The following is a 15552-nucleotide window of genomic DNA, read 5'->3' on the forward strand; positions in this document are numbered from 1 at the left end:
CCCCTGGAGGATGGACTTCGAGGCGGTCTTCGCCCACGTCGCCCGGGTGATCGAGGGCGCCGGCGTGGTGATCATGGCCGTCGGGCTCGCCGTCGTGCTGATCCGCTACGCGTACGACGTCGTCCGCAAGGGCTCCGGCAGCTACCAGCAACTGCGGGTGAGTCTCGGGCGGGTCATCCTGCTCGGGCTGGAGATCCTGATCATCGGCGACATCATCCGGACGATCATCGTCGACACGTCGCTGGAGAGCGCGCTCGTGCTGGGGCTGATCGTGGTGATCCGGATCGTGCTCAGCTTCGCGCTCGAGGTGGAGATCTCCGGAACCTGGCCGTGGCGGGCCCGCCAACCCGAACGCGGCATGATGGACACGTGACCAGCCAACACCTTCCCCGCCCCACCACCCCGGTCGAACTGACCCCAGAACTAGCGGCGACGATCGACGAAGCGTTCGCGCGGCGGGACCGGGCCAACATGGGGCCGACGATCGCCTTCTTCGAGAAGCTGCTGACCGAGCACCCGGACAACCCGTACGTGCTCTACGAGGTCGGCGGGTCGTACGACACCGCCGGCGACGAGGAGAAGGCCGTCGGGTACTACGAGCGCGCGCTGCCCGGGCTGACCGGGGAGACCCGCCGCAAGTGCCTCCTGCAGTACGGCAGCACGCTGCGGAACCTCGACCGCTTCGACGAGTCGCTCGCGGTCTTCAAGGACGCCTGCGCGGAGTTCCCGGAATCGGACTCGCTCCGGGTCTTCAAGGCGCTGACCCTGCAGGCCGCCGGACATCAGGACAAGGCGCTCGCGACACTGCTGCTGGTGATCGCGGACAAGGTCGACTCCGCCGAGATCAAACGCTACGAAGCCGCCATCCGCGGCAACGCCGACTACCTGGCCGGACTGGGTTAGGACTTGCGCGCGACGCCGCCGTAGATGGCGTCGCGGATACCGGGCTGGGGGTCCTCCTCGACGCGGCCGCCGGGGACGTGCCAGTCGGCCAGCCGGACGACCCCGGGCTCGAGGATCTCCAGCCCGTGGAACAGCGACGAGATCTGCTCGACCGAACGGAACGCCAGCGTCGGGAACGCGTCCTTGACCTTCGCGAGGAGCTCGGTCACGAGCTGGTCGACCGGGCCGCCGTCGCCCGGGTTGCACGCGTGGGTGATCGCCAGGTAGGAGCCCGGCGGCAGCGCGTCGACGTACTGCCCGGCGATCGCCAGGGTCTCTTCGTAGTCGTGGATGTGGTGCAGCATCAGCGCCATCACCAGCGCGACCGGTTGACCGTCGGCCAGCAGACCCGCGACGGCCGGATCCGCCAGCACCTCGTCGGGCCGGGTGAGATCCGCCGCGGTGAACTGGGTCCGGTCGTTGTCGAGCAGCAGCGCCCGGCCGTGCGCGACCACGGACGGGTCGTTGTCGATGTACACCACCGAGGCGTCCGGGCTGATCTTCTGCGCGATCTGGTGGGTGTTCTCCGCGGTCGGCAGGCCGGAGCCCGCGTCGATGAAGCGCAGCACCCCGGCCTCGTCGGCCAGCCAGGTGATCACCTGGCTGAGCCAGCGCCGGTTCGCCCGCGCCCAGGCCGGTGTCTCCGGCGCGATCTCCATGATCTGCCGGTACAGCTCGCGATCGGATTCGTAGTTGTCCTTGCCGCCGAGGGCGTAGTCGTACACGCGGGCGACGCTCGGACGCGTGGTGTCGATACCGGGTGCGACCAGCCCGCCGTCGTACCTCGGCTGATCCGTCACACTGTCTCCTCGCGTCGGCGGTTCACTTCGAGGGTAACGCACGGAGAGTCAGTGTTTCACCACGACGAGTTCGAACTGTGTTAAAACTCAACACGCACAGGGGTTTCAGCACGCGCAGGCGACGCCGCGCGGTGCGGTCAGCGGGTCGGCCGGCCGCCGTTCGATGCCGTCCGCGGTCTCCACCGGCAGCCCTTCACGGACCCAGTACTCGAAGCCGCCGATCATCTCCTTCACCGAGTACCCGAGCTTCGCGAACTCCAGCGCCGCGCGCGTCGCGCCGTTACACCCCGGTCCCCAGCAATAGGTCACGACCGGGACGCCGTCCGGTACGACGGCCGTTGCCCGCGCCGCGATCTCCCGCGTCGGCAGGTGGACGGCGCCCGGTACATGCCCCTGGTCCCAACTCTCCTGGCTGCGACTGTCGATCAGCACCCACCCGGTCACGCCGGCGCCGATGTCGGAGGCGACATCGGACACGTCTGTCTCGTACGCCAGCCGTTCCGCGAAGTGGGCGACGGCGGCCTGGTCGATCTGCTTGGTCATGGAGCAAGCGTCGACGACCGGGCGACGCGACGACAGTGGCAGAAATGTCCTAGTACATCAAGATTCAGCCACGGCGGATCTTGGATCGCGCCCGGGCCACCTTGATCGCCTGCTTCAGCGTCTCCACGTCGTACGCCCCGTAGTGCCGCTGACCGTTGACGAAGAACGTCGGCGTCCCGGAGACCCCGCTCGTGTCCGCCGACTCGACGTCCTGCGCGACCCGCGCCGCGGCGACGTGCCGCTTCACGTCGTCGTGCAACCGATCGGTGTCCAGACCGAGCTGTTCCGCGTACCCGATCAGGTCCTTGGGCTGGAGGTTCTCCTGGTTCGCGAGCAGCAGGTCGTGCATCTCCCAGAACGCACCCTGCGCACCCGCCGCCTCCGCCACCTCCGCCGCGATCTGCGCCCGCGGGTGGACGTCGGACAGTGGCAGGTGCCGCCACACGTACCGCAGGTCGTCGTCGTGCAGGAGGTCGCGGACGACGGGCTCGGCCATCCCGCAGTACGGGCACTCGAAGTCGCCGTACTCGACCAGCGTGACCGACGCGTTCTCCGGGCCGCGGATGTGGTCCCGCTCCGGATCCACCGGGTCGGTGAGGTCCACGAGCTGCTCCGCGTCGCCGAGCAGCGCCAGCGCCTTCTTCGGCGGCGACAGCAGCTTGGCGGCGCGGAACACCGACCAGGTCAGCGCCGACGCGACGATCACCGCGCAGAGCAGACCGACCTTCGCCTCGGCCAGCTGCGGCCCGTCGAACGCGATCGTCGCGATCAGCAGGGACACCGTGAAGCCGATGCCGGCGATGGTCCCGCTGCCGGCGACCGCGGCCCAGCCGACGCCCGGCCGGATCCGCCCGCTGCTCAGCCGCTCGACCAGCCAGGACACCGTCGTCACCGCGAGCGGCTTGCCGACGACGTACCCGATCAGGATGCCGAGCGTGATCGGCGACGTGAACGCCCGGCCGAGGAAGGCCATGTCGATCGTGACGCCCGCGTTCGCGAGGCCGAACAGCGGGACGATCAGGTAGCTGGTCCACGGGTGGTACAGGTATTGCAGGCGCTCGTTCGGCGAGATCGTCGTGGTCAGACCGACGGTCGCGGACCGCGCCAGCTCCGGGGTGGGCTGCTCGCGGAACAGCCGGAACAGGCCGGTCGCCTCCTCCAGCTCCTCCCGGCCGGGCGAGTACGCCGGCGCCGTCAGCCCGATCGCCAGGCCGGCGACCACCGGATCCACGCCGCTGCGCAGCAGCGCGGCCCACATCAGCACGCCGAGGATCACGTAGATCCACGCCTTGCGGACGCGCAGCAGCGACAGCGCCAGCACAACCGCGAACGCGACGATCGCCGCGGTCAGCGGCATCAGCTTGATGTCCTCGCTGTAGACGACCGCGATCACCACGAGCGCGAGCAGGTCGTCGACGACGAACACCGTGAGCAGGAAGACCCGCACCCGGTCCGGCACACCGCGGCCGACCAGCGCGAGCAGACCGAGCGCGAGCGCGGTGTCGGTCGACATCGCGACACCCCAGCCGTGCGACCCCGGACCGCCGGCGTTGAAGGCCAGGTAGATCAGCACCGGCACGACCATCCCGGTGACCCCGGCGAGCATCGGCAGCACGAACCGGCTGCGTTCGCGCAGGTCCCCGAGGTCGAACTCGCGCCGCGCCTCCAGCCCCACCACGAGGAAGAACAGCGTCATCAGGCCGCTGTTGATCCACTCCTGCAGATCCAGCCGCAGCACGTCGGGCCCGAGCCCGATCGACAGATCGGTCCGCCAGACCTCGTCGTACGTCTCCGGCGACACGTTCGCCCACAGCAACGCCACCACGATCGCGGCCGCGAGCACCCCGGAGCTCCCCGCTTCGGTCCGCAGGAAGGCCCGCATCGGCGCCGCGAACCCCCGCCGCCAGACGGTCCGCCCACTCAACAGACCAGACAAGTCCGCCATGGCGGACACTGTAAACCGCGCCCGCTCCGGGCACCCGCGGCGTCCGGATTTCCGACGTTCGACGGATGGCTAACGGTTCGGGGGGCTTCGGCTGCATTATTGCCTTGCCCTGCCGCACGACATGCCCTGGAGACCCCAGTGACCGAACCCGAGACCGTCAACTCCGCGGACACCTTCGCCCGGCTCGCGATCGAGCTGCACGACGCGCCAGGCGTCGAGGAGACGATCGAGGCCGTGGTGCAGTTCGCCCTGCAGGCGTTGAGCTGTACGTACGCCGGTGTGGTGCTCTCCACCCGGGGTTCGCAGGCCGAGGTCGCCGCGGTCACCGATCCGGTCGTCGCCGACGTCTACGAGCTGCAGATCACCACCGAGAACGGGCCGCTGGTCACGGCGCTGCGCGACCGGACCACAGTGCTGATCCGGGACACGGGCACCGACGACCGCTGGCCGGAGTGGGCGGCGAAGGTCGCCGCGCTGGGAGTACGCAGCGTTCTTGACGTACCGCTGGCGACTGATGATGCAGCGCGACGGACGGTCGGAGTGCTGGGACTGTACAGCCCGGAACCGGACGCTTTCAGCGCCGACGACGAGGCGATCGCGCACATCCTCGCCCGGCACGCGACGGTGGCGGTGGCATCCGCGCGGCACGAGGAGACGATGGCGCAGGCGGTCGACGCGCGGAAGCTCGTGGGCCAGGCGATGGGCATCCTGATGGAGCGCTTCGACGTGGACGGCGACCGGGCGTTCGCGATCCTCAAGCGGTACTCCCAGGACACCAACACCAAACTGCGCGACGTCGCGCAGCAGCTGATCGATACGCGCAAACTCCCGCAGTGACGACAATCTGACACCGTTGTCCGGCCGCCATCTCCGGCGATCCGTTGCATACTGCCAGATGAGCCCGACGCCGGGACTTGTGCGGCCAGTACCGCGGACCGGGTCACGTCCCGGCGTCCCACTCCTCGCTACGGCGCTGGATCACCAGCCAGGGCCTTAAGCTGACGCAATGGGTGAGTGGCAGCCGTTGGCAGGGCCATCGAGGCAGGTCGCTTTGGAGATCCTGCTGGACGGTCCGTTGTCGCGGGCCGAACTGTCACGCCGCGTCGGCCTGTCCCCCGGCAGCCTGACCCGGTTGACGAAACCGATGGTCGAGTCGGGGCTGCTGGTCGAGGTCGAGGCCGGTCCCACCGACGCCCGGGTCGGCCGCCCGTCGCAGCCGCTCGACCTGGACGCGAACGCCCATCACTTCGTCGGCATCAAGCTCACCGGCGACTCCGCGATCGGCGTCCTCACGACGCTCCGCGCGGACGTGCTGGCCAGCGTCGAGCGCCCGATCCCCGACCCGACGCCGTCCGCGGTCGCCGACCTGGTGCTCGACATCACCGACGAGCTGGCCGTCCAGGTGCCGCACGGTACGGCGATCACCGGGCTCGGCGTCTCGCTCGGCGGCCGGGTGGCGAATCGCTCCGAGGTCCGCTGGGCCCCGTACCTGAACTGGGTCGACGTACCGTTCGGCGAGATCCTCGCCGCGCACACCGGCGTCCCGATCGTGGTCGCGAACGACTTCACCTCGCTGACCGAGGCCACGCACTGGTTCGGCGCCGGGCGGAACTCGCACCGCTTCGTCCTGCTCACGATCGGCGCCGGCGTCGGCTACGGCCTCGTCGTCCACAACCGGATTGTCGACAGTCCGGACATCACGCTAGGTCTGGTCGGCCATCACCCGCTGATCCACGACGGCCCGCTCTGCGATCGCGGCCACCACGGCTGCGCGGTCAGCCTGCTGACGGTCGGCGCCGTCACCTCCCAGGTCGCTGCCGCTCTCGGCCGGCCGGTGGGGTACGAGGAGGCGCTCGATCTCGCCGCCAAAGGCGATCCGGCGGCACGCGAGGTGATCGGCCGCGCCGGTCGCGCCTTCGGCAAGCTGATCGCTGCCGCCGCGAACTTCACCACGCCCGAGCTCGTCGTCCTCGGCGGTGAAGGTGTCCGGCTGGCCGAGGTCGCGCACGACGAACTGCTGGCCGGACTGCACGCCGACCGGCACCCGTCGGCCGCCGAGCTGCCGATGGTCCTGCAGCCCGCCGACTTCGGCGAATGGGCACGCGGCGCCGCGGTGGTCGCGATCCAGACCTTCGTGCTGGGTATCGAGTAACTGGCTATTTCTCTCTAGACAGTTACACTGCTGCCATGATGAGGCGATGGCTGGAGGGCTGGCGGCTGTGCCGCGGCCTGGAGCCGGTGATCGAGGACGACGACGCGTACGCCGCCGTACTGCGACTCCCCGGGCGCGACCGTGAACTGTTTGCCCGCACCGACGACCCCGCGACCGTGGACCGGCTCGCGCGCGGCCTGACCGCGGACACCTGGCTGACCGTCACCACGCAGCACGGCGACGAGGTAGCGCGCCGCCTCGCGGAGGCCGGCGCACAGCCGTTCGAGGAGCAGAAGACGCTGATGTCGATCGAGCTGCGCGACCACCCCCGCGCCTCGGCAGAGGTCGAGACGGTCGGGCCTCTGGAGTACGTCAAGGTCGTGGTGGACGGCGTGGTCGCGGCACGGGGCATGGCGGCGATCGTCGGAACCGATGCCGTCATGCACGACATCCACACCGATCCGGCGTTCCGGCGGCGCGGTCTCGGGAGCGTCGTGATGGGCACGCTGGCCGCGCGAGCACTCGATCGCGGTGCGCGGACCGGGCTGTTGATGGCTACCACCGACGGCTACCACCTCTACCGCAAGCTCGGCTGGTCGGCGGAGGCCACGATGGTGACGGCGTCAGGAGCTCCGGACCCGCGCCCGGTGGGCGGCGACCTTGGCGCGGTTCTGACACGCGGTTGAGCAGAACCGCTGGTTTCCGTTCCGGGTCGCGTCGAGGAACAGGTCGTCGCACCGGGCGGCCTCGCATCGGCGGACCCGTGCGGCCTCGTCGCTGCCGAGCAGCATCGCGACGGCGGTGGCGAACTCGGCCAGCCAGCCGGTCGCGTCGTCGGGGCTGCCGAAGTGCAGGTGCCACGGGGCCCCGATCTCGCGGGTCAGCTGCGGCGCGGCCTTGGTTTCCCTGAGCAGCTCGTTCACGAGCTCGACTGCTCGGTCGACGTCGGGGAGATTTCCGAGCGCGTCGTACAGCGTTTTCCCACCGGCGGCGTAGTCGCCGGGATCGACCACGGGCGGGCGGTTCGTGGTCAGCCGCAGGACGGCGTCGACGGCCGCCGCGTCCGGCGGAACGGCCGGACGGCCCTGCCGGTCCGCGGATCCGAAGGCGTTGGCCAGCGCGATCGCGGCGTGCAGTGAGGCCCGCAGATGATCGGTGGCTTCCACCCGTCCAGTATCCCGGTCCGCTCGTCCTTGCGGAGGAGGTGGGTCATACCAGGGTCGTAGGCGGACATCCGTCCGCGCTCCGATGATCGTGATCGTTGCCGGAAACAACAATGACGGTATGCACCTGGTCCAGTCCCGCCGCCGCCCCGGAACCCGGGGGATCACCGGATTGTCGGAGGCCGTCGTCGACCTGTCCGCGGTCCGCGACAATGTCGAGCGTTTCCGAAAACGTGTTCCGCAACAGGTGCTGGCCGTGGTCAAGGCCGACGCCTTCGGGCACGGCGCCGTACCGGTGGCCCGGGCGGCCGTCGAGGCCGGGGCGACCTGGCTCGGGGTGGCGCGGGCCGACGAAGCCCTGCAACTGCGGGCGGCCGGACTGACCGTCCCGATCCTGACCTGGCTGTACGACGCCACCGAACTCGTGCTGCTCGGCGACCTGGACGTGGACGTCAGCGTCTCGACGGTCGCCGAACTGCAGCACGTCGCAGCCATCCCGTCCGTCCACTCCGTGCATCTGAAGCTGGACACCGGATTGCACCGAGCCGGCAGTGCACCTGACCAGTGGATCGAGCTCACCCGAACGGCGGCACACTACGAGGCGCTCGGCGCCGTCACGGTCCGCGGGATCTGGTCGCATCTCTCGCACGGCGACTCCGCCGACGCCGCGCAGAGCATACGGCAACTCCAGCCCCTGCGGACCGGTGTGGGCCTCGCGCACCGAGCCGGTCTGCGACCGGACGTCGTCCACCTGGCCAACTCGGCCGGCGCGCTCACGCTCGACGCACCGGACACGAACCTGGCGCGGATCGGCGCCGGCCTGTACGGCATCGACGAGCTCGGGATCGGGCTGCGGCCGGCGATGCGGCTGCTGAGCAAGCTGACCCAGGTACGCCGGATCCGTGCCGGCGAAGGGGTTTCGTACCGGCACGATTTCGTCGCGGACCGGGACACCACGATCGGCCTGGTCCCGATCGGGTACGCCGACGGGGTGCCGCGGGCCGCCGGACGGCAGGCGAGCGTGCTGTGCCGCGGCGTCCGGATGCCGGTGATCGGGCGGATCGCGATGGACCAGTTCGTCGTCGACGCCGGCGAGCTCGCGGTCGAACCGGGCGAACCGGTGACGATCTTCGGCGACGGCTCCGCGGGTGAGCCGACCGTGGCCGAGTGGGCGGCCTGGGCCGGCACCATCCCGCACGAGATCTACTGCGGGATCGGGTCCCGGGTCCCCCGCCGGTACGAGGAGGGCAGCCGATGAAGGTTGCGGTGGTGATGGGCGGGGCGAGCTCCGAGCACGACGTGTCGCTCGCCAGCGGGAAAGGCATCCTAAAGGCCGTCGAGCTGCTCGGGCACACGGCGATCCCGATGCTGCTCGATGCCCAGGGCAACTGGTCCGACGGGCAGCACGAAGCGATCGAGATCCTGCAGGCGTGCGACGTCACGATCCCCGCGCTGCACGGCGAGGGCGGCGAGGACGGCCGCCTGCAAGGATTTCTCGAGCAGCTGCACGTGCCGTACGTCGGCAGCGGCATCGCGGCCAGCGCCGTCGGGCTGGACAAGCACCTGACCAAGTCCGTCCTGCAGGCGCACGGCATCCCGGTCACGCCCGGCGTCACGCTGCGCGGCGCCGAACTGACCGACGCCGAGGCGGCGCTGCAGAAGCTGAAGGCGGCCGGCCTGGACTTCCCGCTGTTCGTGAAACCGGCGAACGGCGGCTCGAGCTTCGGCGTGGCCCGCGCGACGAACCTGCCGACGTTGCTGGCCGCGATCGCGGAGGCCACCGAGTTCGACGCGCACGTCCTGGTGGAGCGGGAGATGACCGGCCGCGAGATCGACCTCGCGGTGCTGGAGTTCCCGGACGGACGGGTCGAGACCGCGCCGGCGCTGGAGATCCATCCGGACCCGGACCAGCCGTTCTTCACCGCGGCCGCGAAGTACGACAGAGACGCCACGCGGTTCGTCGTACCGGCGCCGCTCGATCCCGAGCTGGCGATGCGGCTGCGGCGGATGGCGATCGACGTGTTCGAGGTGCTCGGCTGCGCCGGGCTGGCGCGGGTGGACTTCTTCGTGCCGCGTGCCGGCGAACCGGTCGTCAACGAGATCAACACGTTCCCCGGTTTCACCCCGGCGTCGCAGTTCCCGCGGATGTGGGCCGCGGGCGGGATGTCGTACGCCGAAGTGGTCGACACCCTGATCCGGACGGCGGTGGCGCGGCCATGACCGTACTGCAGAGCACCGTCCTGCTGAGCGACGACCGGATTACCGGCATCCCTGCGATCGAGAGCGGCGAGCCGCTGGTCGACCTGTTCACGCGGGACGTGCTGACCAGCGGGCAGCAGTTCGCGCGCGAAACGGTCGCGGACCGGCTCGCGCTGGCCGACACGTTCCTGCCGGCCGGGATCCGGCTGCACGTCGTCGAAGGACTGCGGCCGGTCGAGAGCCAGCAGGCGATCTGGGACGGGTACCGCGCCGAGCTCGAGCACCTGCATCCCGGCCTGGACGCGCACGAGGTGGATCGCCTCGCCAGCCGATTCGTGTCGCCGATCGAGGTCGCGCCGCACGTGGCCGGCGCGGCGGCCGACCTGACGCTGGTCGGCGCGCACGGCCCGCTCGACCTCGGTACGCCGATCGACGCGACACCCGAGCAGAGCAGCGGCGCGTGCTTCTTCGCGGCCACCAACATCAGCCGCGAAGCCCGGACGAACCGGTCCCTGCTGGCCGACGTCCTGACCGCGGCAGGCCTGGTCAACTATCCGACCGAGTGGTGGCACTGGTCGTTCGGCGACCGCTACTGGGCCTTCGTGGAGGACCGCCCGAATGCGCTCTACGGGCCCGCCTACAGCCTGGCGTGATAGCTGCTGCCTATGAGTTGATAGGCAGCATTGCTTTGACCGTGCCGCAGTGGCGACGGAATGTTGTATACATGACGAGTGAGGTCGTGGCCGCCGCCCCTGTCCCGGTCCCCGGGCGAGCCCAGCGCGTGCGGGAGCTCGCGGAGGACCTCCGCGGTCTCCGCGGTGCGCTGATACCGATCCTGCACGCGGTGCAGGAGGAGTTCGGGTACGTCGATCAACCCGACGTCGCGGTGATCGCCGACGTCCTGAACCTCGCGGTCGCCGAGGTGCACGGCGTCGTTACGTTCTACAAGGACTTCCGGCGGACCGCGGCCGGCCGGACGACCGTCGCGATCTGCCAGGCCGAGGCGTGCCGCTCGGTCGGCGCGGTCGAGCTCGCCGAGCACGCGCGACGCACCGTCGGCTGCGGCTTCGGCGAGACGACGCACGACGGCCGCATCACCCTCGAAGAGATCTACTGCTTCGGGAACTGCGCGCTCGGCCCGGCGGTGCAGGTGGCCGGCAAGCTCCACGGCCGAGTCACCCCCACCCGCCTCGACGCCCTGCTGGGTGAGGCCCGATGACGCCCCGCCCGGCTCCCGCGCGCGGCGTCACGCGGGTATTCGTGCCGCGGGACTCTGCCGCCTGCTCCGTCGGAGCGGATGAGGTCGCCGAGCGCATCTCCGCGGCCGGTGTGAAGGTCGTGCGTACCGGGTCCCGCGGGATGTTGTGGCTCGAGCCGTTGGTGGAGGTCGAAACGGCCGCGGGACGGGTCGGATACGGGCCTGTTGCGCCGGAGGACGTGGACGGGCTGATCGCGGGTGGGATGCTCGACGGTGCGGGCGCCTCGCTCGGGTTGGTGGAGGAGCTGCCGTGGATGAAGCGGCAGCAGCGGTTGACGTTCGAGCGGGTCGGTGTGGTCGATCCGCTGTCGACCGTGGACTACGTCGCGCACGGTGGGATGGCTGGGCTCCGCGCGGCGCTGGCGTTGTCGCCGGCCGAGGTGGTGGAGACCGTGGTCGACTCGGGGCTGCGCGGGCGGGGCGGCGCCGGGTTCCCGACCGGGATCAAGTGGCGGACGGTGCTCGACGCACAAGCGGATCTCAAGTTCGTCTGCTGCAACGCCGACGAGGGCGACTCGGGGACGTACGCGGACCGGATGCTGATCGAGGGCGACCCGTTCACGCTGATCGAGGGGATGACGATCGCGGCGTACGCCGTCGGCGCCGCGGAAGGGTACGTGTATCTGCGGTCGGAGTACCCGGACGCGGTGGCGACGCTCAGGGACGCGATCGGGCACGCGCGCGACGAGGGCTGGTTGGGGCCGGACATCCTCGGCTCAGGGTTCGGCTTCGACCTGCACGTCCGGGTCGGTGCGGGTGCGTACATCTGCGGCGAAGAGACCTCGATGCTGGAGAGCCTCGAAGGAAAACGCGGCATGGTCCGCGCCAAACCTCCGATCCCTGCTCTGGAAGGGCTTTTCGGCCGCCCGACGGTCGTCAACAACGTGTTGTCGTTGGCAACGATTCCGACGATTCTCGCGCACGGTGCCGCGGCCTACGCGGCGTACGGCACCGGGCGGTCGCTCGGCACCAGCGTGTTCCAGCTCGGCGGCAACGTCGCCCGCGGCGGCATCGTGGAAACCGCTTTCGGAATCACCCTCGGCGAGCTGGTGAACGACTTCGGCGGCGGTACGTCGTCGGGGCTGCCGGTGCGGGCGGTGCAGGTCGGCGGCCCGCTCGGCGCCTACCTGCCGGTCGAGCAGTTCGACCTGCCGATGGACTACGAGGCGTTCGCGGCGGCCGGCGCGATGGTCGGGCACGGCGGGATCGTGGTGTTCGACGAGACCGTGGACATGGCGGCGATGGCGCGGTTCGCGTTCGAGTTCTGCGCCGCCGAGTCGTGCGGCAAGTGCACGCCGTGCCGGGTCGGCGCGGTCCGCGGCGTCGAGACCGTCGACCGGATCGTCGCCGGCGAGAACCTGCAGCAGAACCTGGTCCTGCTCGAGGACCTGTGCGAACTGATGACCGACGGCTCCCTGTGCGCCATGGGCGGCCTCACCCCGATGCCAGTACGCAGTGCCGTCCGCCATTTCGGAGAGGACTTCAACGCATGACCTTGCTCAAGGAACCTGACTTCGGTACGCCGGCCCGCGCCGGAGCCGCGACGACAGAGCTGACCGTCGACGGGGTGACGGTGAAGGTTCCACCCGGTACATCGGTGATGCGGGCGGCGAAGGAGGCGGGGGTCGACGTACCGAAGCTGTGCGCGACCGACAATCTCGAGGCGTTCGGGTCGTGCCGGTTGTGCGTGGTCGAGATCGACGGGGTGAAAGGCACTCCCGCGTCCTGTACGACGCCGGTCCGCGAGGGCATGGTCGTGCGGACCCAGAACGAGCGGCTCGGGAAGCTCCGCCGCGGTGTGATGGAGCTGTACATCTCCGACCACCCGCTCGACTGCCTGACCTGCTCGGCGAACGGGGACTGCGAACTGCAGGACATGGCCGGCGTCACCGGGCTGCGCGAGGTCCGCTACGGCTCCGGTGTCGAGGCCGGCGCCAACCACCTGGATCTGCCGACCGACTCCTCCAACCCGTACTTCGACTTCGAGGCGTCCAAGTGCATCGCGTGCTCGCGGTGCGTGCGCGCCTGTGACGAGGTCCAGGGCACGCTGGCGCTGACGATCGAGGGACGCGGGTTCGACTCGAAGGTCGCGGCCGGTGCCGGGGTGTCGTTCTTCGACTCGGACTGTGTGTCGTGCGGTGCGTGTGTGCAGGCCTGCCCGACCGCGACCCTGCAGGAAAAGTCGGTGGTCGAGCTCGGGATGCCGACGCGGACCGTGCTGACGACCTGCGCGTACTGCGGTGTCGGATGCTCGTTCAAGGCCGAGCTGCGGGGTGACGAGCTGGTCCGGATGGTGCCGTACAAGAACGGCGGCGCGAACGAGGGGCACTCGTGTGTGAAGGGCCGGTTCGCGTTCGGGTATGCGTCGCATCCGGACCGGGTGCTCGAGCCGATGGTCCGGAACACGCTTTCGGAACCGTGGCGGAAAGTGTCCTGGGAGGAGGCGATCGGCTTCACCGCGCGCCGGCTGCGGGAGATCCAGACGGCGCACGGCCAGGGCTCGATCGGTGCGATCACCTCGTCGCGGACGACCAACGAAGAGGTGTACGCGGTCCAGAAGATGGTCCGCGCGGTGTTCGGGAACAACAACGTCGACACCTGCGCCCGGGTCTGTCACTCCCCGACCGGGTACGGCCTGAAGCAGACCTTCGGGGAATCGGCCGGAACGCAGGATTTCCGTTCCGTCGACGACTCCGACGTGATCCTGCTGATCGGGTCGAACCCGACCGACGCGCACCCGGTGTTCGGCTCCCGGATGAAGCAGCGGCTCCGGCAGGGCGCGAAGCTGATCGTGGTCGACCCGCGGCGGATCGACCTGGTCCGGTCGCCGCACGTCGAGGCGGCGTACCACCTCGAGCTCGCCCCGGGCACGAACGTCGCGATCGTCAACGCGCTCGCGCACGTGGTCGTCACCGAAGGGCTGGTGGACCGCGAGTTCGTCGCGAGCCGCTGCGAGGACTTCGAGGCCTGGGAAGCGTTCATCGCCCAGCCGGAACACAGCCCGGAGGCGGTTTCGGAAATTTCCGGAGTGCCGGCCGAGAAGATCCGCGAGGCCGCCCGGCTGTACACGACCGGCGGGAACGCGGCGATCTACTACGGCCTCGGCGTCACCGAGCACAGCCAGGGCTCGACGATGGTGATGGGCATGGCGAACCTCGCGATGGCGACCGGCAACATCGGCCGGCCTGGTGTCGGCGTGAACCCGATGCGCGGGCAGAACAACGTCCAGGGCTCGTGCGACATGGGCTCGTTCCCGCACGAGCTGCCCGGCTACCGGCACGTGTCCGACGACGACGTCCGCGACATCTACGAGAAGTTGTGGGGTACGCCGATCCTGAACGAGCCCGGGCTGCGGATCCCGAACATGTTCGACGCGGCCATCGACGGCTCGTTCAAGGCGCTGTTCGTACAGGGCGAGGACATCGCGCAGTCGGATCCGAACACGCAGCACGTCTTCGCGGCCCTGGGCGCGCTGGAGCTGCTCGTCGTCCAGGACCTGTTCGTCAACGAGACGGCGAAGTTCGCGCACGTCTTGCTGCCGGGGACGTCGTTCCTGGAGAAGGACGGGACGTTCACGAACGCGGAGCGGCGGATCAACCGGGTGCGGCCGATCATGGCGCCGCGGACCGGCAAGCAGGAGTGGGAGATCGTCTGCGAGATCGCCCAGGCGATGGGATACCCGATGCACTACGACTCGGCCGCGCAGATCATGGACGAGATCGCGCTCACCACGCCGACGTTCGCCGGCGTCTCGTTCGCCAGGCTCGACGAGCTCGGGTCGATCCAGTGGCCGTGCAACGTCGAGCATCCCTCGGGCACGCCGATCATGCACGAGGACGAGTTCACCCGCGGCAAGGGACGGTTCATGGAGACCGTGTACGTGCCGACGTCGGAGCGGTCGACGCGGAAGTTCCCGCTGATCCTGACCACCGGGCGGATCCTGTCGCAGTACAACGTCGGCGCGCAGACCCGGCGGACGGCGAACGTCGCCTGGCACGCCGAGGACGTGCTGGAGATCCACCCGCACGACGCCGAGGTGCGCGGGGTGTCGGACGGCGACCTGGTCGCGTTGTCGAGCCGCGTCGGGCGGACCGAGCTGCGGGCGCGGATCTCGGACCGGATGCCGGTCGGGGTCTGCTACACCACGTTCCACCATCCGGTCAGCGGCGCGAACGTCGTCACCACGGACAACTCCGACTGGGCCACCAACTGCCCCGAGTACAAGGTCACCGCGGTCCAGGTCGACCTCGTCCCCGAACCGGTCGCCGACGAGGCCGCCCGCGAGGCAGTCGTTGCCGGGGGCAATCGATGAGCGGCGGCGTGCCGCCGTACGTCCGGCTGGCGAACGAGATCGCCGCCCAGTTCGCCCACCGCACGCCGGACGAGGCCGCCACCGCCATCGCCAACCACCTGAAGGCGGTCTGGGATCCCCGCATGAAACAGGCCCTCATCACCCACGCCAGCTCCGGCGCCACCGACCTGGACCCGACCGCGGCGCTGGCCGCCGAGAAGCTCCAGGCGCCCTCGTGACCCCAGGATCGGCGTCCGGG

Annotated in this window: 16 protein-coding genes; 12 read left to right on the forward strand and 4 right to left on the reverse strand. The window is 70.0% G+C overall.

Going from position 1 to position 15552, the window contains the following annotated elements:
* Window positions 1-10: 10 nt before the first annotated feature.
* Entirely contained in the window at window positions 11-373 is a 363-nt protein-coding gene (locus ACWEOO_RS06975; protein ID WP_363708027.1) for a DUF1622 domain-containing protein, read from the forward strand.
* Window positions 370-903: a tetratricopeptide repeat protein gene (locus ACWEOO_RS06980; RefSeq protein ID WP_363708026.1), complete on the forward strand. Its 534-nt coding sequence runs from the start codon at window positions 370-372 to the stop codon at window positions 901-903. Before ACWEOO_RS06975 ends, ACWEOO_RS06980 begins: the two co-directional genes overlap by 4 nt.
* Here ACWEOO_RS06980 and ACWEOO_RS06985 read toward each other — a convergent pair.
* The 3 genes from ACWEOO_RS06985 to nhaA form a co-directional block, all read right to left on the reverse strand.
* Window positions 900-1742: an SAM-dependent methyltransferase gene (locus tag ACWEOO_RS06985; RefSeq protein WP_452142194.1), complete on the reverse strand. Its 843-nt coding sequence runs from the start codon at window positions 1740-1742 to the stop codon at window positions 900-902. The genes ACWEOO_RS06980 and ACWEOO_RS06985 overlap by 4 nt on opposite strands.
* A gap of 105 nt (window positions 1743-1847) precedes the next feature.
* Complete coding sequence (locus ACWEOO_RS06990; protein ID WP_359937365.1) at window positions 1848-2285, reverse strand: rhodanese-like domain-containing protein; 438 nt, start codon at window positions 2283-2285, stop codon at window positions 1848-1850.
* 64 nt (window positions 2286-2349) lie between these two features.
* A complete protein-coding gene (gene nhaA / locus ACWEOO_RS06995) occupies window positions 2350-4230 on the reverse strand; it encodes a Na+/H+ antiporter NhaA (protein WP_452142195.1) in 1881 nt (626 codons plus the stop codon).
* A gap of 138 nt (window positions 4231-4368) precedes the next feature.
* Between nhaA and ACWEOO_RS07000 the strand changes: the two genes are divergently transcribed.
* The 3 genes from ACWEOO_RS07000 (at window position 4369) to ACWEOO_RS07010 (ending at window position 7068) form a co-directional block, all read left to right on the forward strand.
* On the forward strand, window positions 4369-5067 hold the full coding sequence (locus tag ACWEOO_RS07000) for a GAF and ANTAR domain-containing protein (RefSeq protein WP_363708018.1): 699 nt from the start codon (window positions 4369-4371) through the stop codon (window positions 5065-5067).
* A 169-nt stretch (window positions 5068-5236) separates the two neighbouring features.
* Entirely contained in the window at window positions 5237-6382 is a 1146-nt protein-coding gene (locus ACWEOO_RS07005) for an ROK family transcriptional regulator (protein ID WP_452142196.1), read from the forward strand.
* Between the two features lie 35 nt (window positions 6383-6417).
* On the forward strand, window positions 6418-7068 hold the full coding sequence (locus ACWEOO_RS07010; RefSeq protein ID WP_452142197.1) for a GNAT family N-acetyltransferase: 651 nt from the start codon (window positions 6418-6420) through the stop codon (window positions 7066-7068).
* Here the strand turns inward: ACWEOO_RS07010 and ACWEOO_RS07015 are convergent.
* Window positions 7006-7548, reverse strand: coding sequence for a CGNR zinc finger domain-containing protein (locus ACWEOO_RS07015; RefSeq protein ID WP_452142198.1), 543 nt, complete (start codon window positions 7546-7548; stop codon window positions 7006-7008). The genes ACWEOO_RS07010 and ACWEOO_RS07015 overlap by 63 nt on opposite strands.
* Before the next feature lie 118 nt (window positions 7549-7666).
* Here ACWEOO_RS07015 and alr point away from each other — a divergent pair, with 118 nt between their 5' ends.
* The 7 genes from alr to ACWEOO_RS07050 all read left to right on the forward strand — a co-directional run bounded on the left by alr (window position 7667) and on the right by ACWEOO_RS07050 (window position 15532).
* Entirely contained in the window at window positions 7667-8803 is a 1137-nt protein-coding gene (gene alr, locus ACWEOO_RS07020; RefSeq protein ID WP_452142199.1) for an alanine racemase, read from the forward strand.
* Complete coding sequence (locus ACWEOO_RS07025; RefSeq protein WP_452142200.1) at window positions 8800-9765, forward strand: D-alanine--D-alanine ligase family protein; 966 nt, start codon at window positions 8800-8802, stop codon at window positions 9763-9765. Before alr ends, ACWEOO_RS07025 begins: the two co-directional genes overlap by 4 nt.
* On the forward strand, window positions 9762-10397 hold the full coding sequence (locus ACWEOO_RS07030; protein WP_452142201.1) for a M15 family metallopeptidase: 636 nt from the start codon (window positions 9762-9764) through the stop codon (window positions 10395-10397). The genes ACWEOO_RS07025 and ACWEOO_RS07030 overlap by 4 nt, the downstream gene beginning before the upstream one ends.
* Window positions 10398-10468: 71 nt before the next feature.
* A complete protein-coding gene (locus ACWEOO_RS07035) occupies window positions 10469-10963 on the forward strand; it encodes an NAD(P)H-dependent oxidoreductase subunit E (RefSeq protein ID WP_452142202.1) in 495 nt (164 codons plus the stop codon).
* Window positions 10960-12495 carry a formate dehydrogenase beta subunit gene (locus ACWEOO_RS07040; protein WP_452142203.1) on the forward strand — a complete coding sequence of 512 codons (1536 nt, stop codon included), beginning with the start codon at window positions 10960-10962 and terminating at the stop codon, window positions 12493-12495. Before ACWEOO_RS07035 ends, ACWEOO_RS07040 begins: the two co-directional genes overlap by 4 nt.
* Window positions 12492-15314 (forward strand): formate dehydrogenase subunit alpha, encoded by a 2823-nt coding sequence (gene fdhF / locus ACWEOO_RS07045; protein WP_452142204.1) that lies wholly within the window; start codon window positions 12492-12494, stop codon window positions 15312-15314. Before ACWEOO_RS07040 ends, fdhF begins: the two co-directional genes overlap by 4 nt.
* Complete coding sequence (locus ACWEOO_RS07050; protein ID WP_452142205.1) at window positions 15311-15532, forward strand: formate dehydrogenase subunit delta; 222 nt, start codon at window positions 15311-15313, stop codon at window positions 15530-15532. The genes fdhF and ACWEOO_RS07050 overlap by 4 nt, the downstream gene beginning before the upstream one ends.
* Window positions 15533-15552 lie beyond the last annotated feature (20 nt).

The sequence above is a fragment of the Kribbella sp. NPDC004138 genome, from assembly GCF_053603655.1.